The following is a 3,913-nucleotide window of genomic DNA, read 5'->3' as shown; positions in this document are numbered from 1 at the left end:
CAAAACGATATTTCGCGGCTGCCCTTTGAAAATCGGCGACCCGCTTGCCATATTAGGTCGATTGGGGCATAAGCGCGCTATAGCCGGGACGGAACGACTGGATGGTTCCGAGGCGGCGTTTGGTCATAAAGCGGACACTTGCCACTTGCGTGGATCAAGAATCGGTTTTATGTAGACGAAACAGACACGCGACGCGTGGAGCTGGGAAGCCGGCTTTACGCGTCTGATTTGCATGGGCGAAATGATTGCGCTGATTCGGCGCGAAAACAAGCCCGGGCGGCACGTCCCGGCCAGCGGGATCATCCAGGGGACCCGGCCAACGGGTCTTGAAGACAGAGCGGCATATGGCTTCGAAAACCACAAATCCTTTCGTCTTTCTCCAGCAGGTTCGCGCGGAGACCGCCAAGGTGACTTGGCCGTCGCGACGCGAAACGATGATCTCGACGGTGATGGTCCTCGCTTTCGCTGTGATCGCGATGATCTTTTTCTTCACCGCCGATCAGCTCATGGGCCTCGCGGTCGAGCAGATTCTTGGCATCGGACGCTAAGTCCGGCGATTACGGAGAAGTCTTGAAATGACTGCGCGGTGGTACATCGTCCACGCCTATTCGAACTTTGAAAAAAAGGTCGCCGAGGATATCGAGAACAAGGCCAAGCAGAAGGGCCTGTCCGCCGATATCGAGCAGATCGTGGTGCCGACCGAGAAGGTCGTCGAGGTTCGTCGTGGCCGCAAGGTCGATGCCGAGCGCAAGTTCTTCCCGGGCTATGTGCTCCTGAAGGCCAATCTGACCGACGCGGTGTTCTCGCTGGTCAAGAACACGCCGAAGGTCACCGGCTTCCTGGGCGACTCCAAGCCGGTGCCGATCACCGAGGCGGAAGCGCAGCGCATCCTGAACCAGGTGCAGGAAGGCGTCGAGCGGCCGAAGCCTTCGGTCACGTTCGAGATCGGCGAGGCGATCCGCGTTTCGGATGGTCYCTTCGCGTCGTTCAACGGTTTCGTCCAGGAAGTGGACGAGGAGCGGGCGCGGCTCAAGGTGGAAGTTTCGATCTTCGGGCGCGCCGTGCCTGTCGATCTGGAATTCGGACAGGTCGAAAAGGGCTGATCCGAAATCCCGCCGCCAAGCGCGGCAGGGAAGGGCGGCGCGGAAATCGCGCGGCTTTGAGAACGGTGGGAGACGAATGCGGCTTAGCCGGCCGCATGGATCGCACCACCAGACTGCAACCGCCGGTTTTTCCCTGATGATGGGGCCGGCATAGACAAAGGCAGGAAAAGAGATGGCTAAGAAAATTGCAGGCCAGCTCAAGCTCCAGGTCAAAGCGGGATCGGCCACGCCGTCTCCCCCGATCGGCCCGGCGCTTGGTCAGCGTGGCATCAACATTATGGAGTTCTGTAAGGCGTTCAACGCGCAGACCCAGGAAATGGAAAAGGGATCGCCGATTCCGGTCGTCATCACCTACTACCAGGACAAGTCCTTCACCTTCGTCATGAAGACGCCGCCGGTGAGCTACTTCCTGAAGAAGGCGGCAAACCTGACGTCGGGTTCGAAGGAGCCGGGCAAGATCAAGGCCGGCACGATCGGCCGCGACAAGGTTCGCGCCATTGCCGAGCAGAAGATGAAGGATCTGAACGCAAACGACGTCGAAGCGGCCATGCGCATGGTCGAGGGCTCCGCCCGCTCGATGGGTCTGGAAGTGGTGGGCTAAGATCATGGCAAAGATTGCAAAGCGTGTATCGAAGACCCGCGAAGGCATCGATCCCAACAAGGCTTACGCCCTGGGTGAAGCGCTGAAGCTGCTCAAGGACCGTTCCTCGGTCAAGTTCGACGAGACTGTCGAAGTCGCCATGAACCTCGGCGTCGATCCCCGCCATGCCGACCAGATGGTCCGCGGCGTGGTCAACCTGCCGAACGGCACCGGCCGCTCGGTTCGCGTTGCCGTGTTCGCCCGTGGCGACAAGGCTGACGAAGCGCGCGCCGCTGGCGCCGACATCGTCGGTGCCGAGGATCTGGTCGACATCGTCCAGAAGGGCACGATCGACTTCGATCGCTGCATCGCCACGCCGGACATGATGCCGCTGGTCGGCCGTCTCGGCAAGGTGCTCGGCCCGCGCGGCATGATGCCGAACCCGAAGGTTGGCACCGTCACCACCGACGTTGCCGCCGCCGTCAAGGCATCGAAGGGCGGCGCCGTCGAGTTCCGCGTCGAGAAGGCCGGCATCGTTCATGCCGGTGTCGGCAAGGTCTCGTTCGAGGTCAAGGCCCTGGAAGAGAACATCCGCGCCTTCGCTGACGCGGTGACCAAGGCAAAGCCGACGGGCGCCAAGGGCAACTACGTCAAGAAGGTGTCGGTCACCTCGACGATGGGCCCGGGCCTCAAGCTCGACGTCTCGACGCTCGCGGCGTCCTGATAAGTTTATCTGGGATCGGCCGTTAAAGGGCTGATCCGCAAAAGAATTCCGGGCCTCCAACCCAGGTTGGCGGCCCGGTGCCGGAAGTCGAAAGGCTTCCGGACATCCTGTCCGAGATTGCAGGCGGCCCAAAAGCCTTAATTCATGTGGGCCTGCATGAGACGGGTGAAGACCGGACAACGGAGCGACTGCTCCAATGAAAGGTTCGAACCGTGTTTGCCTTTTGTCTGCGCATCGTCGGCCTGGCCGTCGATGTGGCGAAAGGGGGCAGGATCCTCGAGCGTCGTTCGGGAGATCCGTTACTGGATGGCCCGGCCGACAAAAGGCAACCCGACGCCTGTCCTCGTGAATGGGAATGTTCCCGTTAACAGGATGGGGGTCAACTGGAGATAGGCAGTGGACAGAGCGGAAAAACGCGAACTCGTCACGGGCCTGAACGGTGCGTTCTCGAACGCAGGTTCAGTGGTCGTGGCCCACTACGCCGGTATCACCGTCGCGCAAATGAACGACCTTCGGTCGAAAATGCGCGCTGCCGGTGGCACCGTCAAAGTCGCGAAGAACCGTCTCGCCAAAATCGCTCTTCAGGGCACGGACTCCGCATCGATCATCGACCTGTTCAAGGGACAGACGCTGATTGCTTATTCGGAGGATCCGATTGCGGCGCCGAAGGTCGCGTCCGATTTCGCCAAGGGAAATGACAAGCTCGTCATTCTCGGCGGCGCAATGGGCACCACCTCGCTCAACGCCGACGGTGTGAAGGCACTCGCCACACTTCCGTCGCTCGATGAGCTGCGCGCCAGGCTGGTTGGCATGATCGCCACGCCGGCAACCCGGATCGCCCAGATCGTCAATGCGCCAGCGGCTTCGGTCGCGCGCGTCATCGGCGCTTACGCCCGGAAGGACGAGGCGGCATGAGGCCGTTCCTCGCTATCACAAACACACGTTCGAACCTGATGAAGGAATACAACAATGGCTGATCTCGCAAAGATCGTAGACGACCTTTCGAAGCTGACCGTCCTCGAGGCGGCCGAGCTGTCGAAGCTTCTGGAAGAAAAGTGGGGCGTCTCCGCCGCTGCTCCGGTGGCCGTTGCCGCCGCTGGCGGTGGTGCGGCTGCTGCTGCTCCGGCCGAGGAAAAGACGGAATTCGACGTCGTCCTCACCGAGGCAGGCGCTCAGAAGATCAACGTCATCAAGGAAGTCCGCGCCATCACCGGTCTTGGCCTCAAGGAAGCCAAGGATCTGGTCGAAGCGGCTCCGAAGCCGGTCAAGGAAGGCGTTTCCAAGGCCGACGCTGACAAGTTCAAGGCCCAGCTGGAAGCAGCCGGCGCCAAGGTCGACCTGAAGTAAGCGTAAAAGCGGCGGACGGCCTCGCGCCGTCCGCCACTCCCTTCGGCCGGAGGGAGCACGCGTAGCGCGAGACGTACGAGAACCTCTTTCCTGAGGGCCGCAAACCGGCCTTCAGGAAACGGGTTTTCTCCCGTTTTAGCCGGCCGCCGACAGGCCTGT

The 3,913-nt window shown here is 61.3% G+C and carries 6 protein-coding genes; all 6 read left to right on the top strand.

All coding sequences use genetic code 11. The features are described from left to right. Positions 1-344 precede the first annotated feature (344 nt). Entirely contained in the window at positions 345-548 is a 204-nt protein-coding gene (gene secE / locus ACXJ7R_RS26895; protein ID WP_013531408.1) for a preprotein translocase subunit SecE, read from the top strand. A gap of 27 nt (positions 549-575) precedes the next feature. Continuing rightward, complete coding sequence (gene nusG / locus ACXJ7R_RS26890; protein ID WP_457154472.1) at positions 576-1,103, top strand: transcription termination/antitermination protein NusG; 528 nt, start codon at positions 576-578, stop codon at positions 1,101-1,103. 172 nt (positions 1,104-1,275) lie between these two features. Next, a complete protein-coding gene (rplK, locus tag ACXJ7R_RS26885; RefSeq protein ID WP_006333334.1) occupies positions 1,276-1,704 on the top strand; it encodes a 50S ribosomal protein L11 in 429 nt (142 codons plus the stop codon). Between the two features lie 4 nt (positions 1,705-1,708). Then, entirely contained in the window at positions 1,709-2,407 is a 699-nt protein-coding gene (gene rplA, locus ACXJ7R_RS26880) for a 50S ribosomal protein L1 (protein WP_095089662.1), read from the top strand. Positions 2,408-2,803: 396 nt separating this feature from the next. Further along, entirely contained in the window at positions 2,804-3,322 is a 519-nt protein-coding gene (rplJ, locus tag ACXJ7R_RS26875) for a 50S ribosomal protein L10 (protein ID WP_095089664.1), read from the top strand. 54 nt (positions 3,323-3,376) lie between these two features. Then, positions 3,377-3,754 carry a 50S ribosomal protein L7/L12 gene (gene rplL / locus ACXJ7R_RS26870; protein ID WP_095089666.1) on the top strand — a complete coding sequence of 126 codons (378 nt, stop codon included), beginning with the start codon at positions 3,377-3,379 and terminating at the stop codon, positions 3,752-3,754. Positions 3,755-3,913: the final 159 nt, after the last annotated feature.

This window comes from Mesorhizobium sp. P5_C1 (assembly GCF_054049815.1).
Note: the sequence above shows the minus strand (reverse complement) of the source record. Positions and strands in the feature narration are given on the sequence as shown.

Coding starts and splice junctions, on each gene's coding strand:
- secE (WP_013531408.1), top strand. CDS start 345: ATGGCTTCGAAAACCACAAATCCTTTCGTCTTTCTCCAGCAGGTTCGC.
- rplK (WP_006333334.1), top strand. CDS start 1,276: ATGGCTAAGAAAATTGCAGGCCAGCTCAAGCTCCAGGTCAAAGCGGGA.
- rplA (WP_095089662.1), top strand. CDS start 1,709: ATGGCAAAGATTGCAAAGCGTGTATCGAAGACCCGCGAAGGCATCGAT.
- rplL (WP_095089666.1), top strand. CDS start 3,377: ATGGCTGATCTCGCAAAGATCGTAGACGACCTTTCGAAGCTGACCGTC.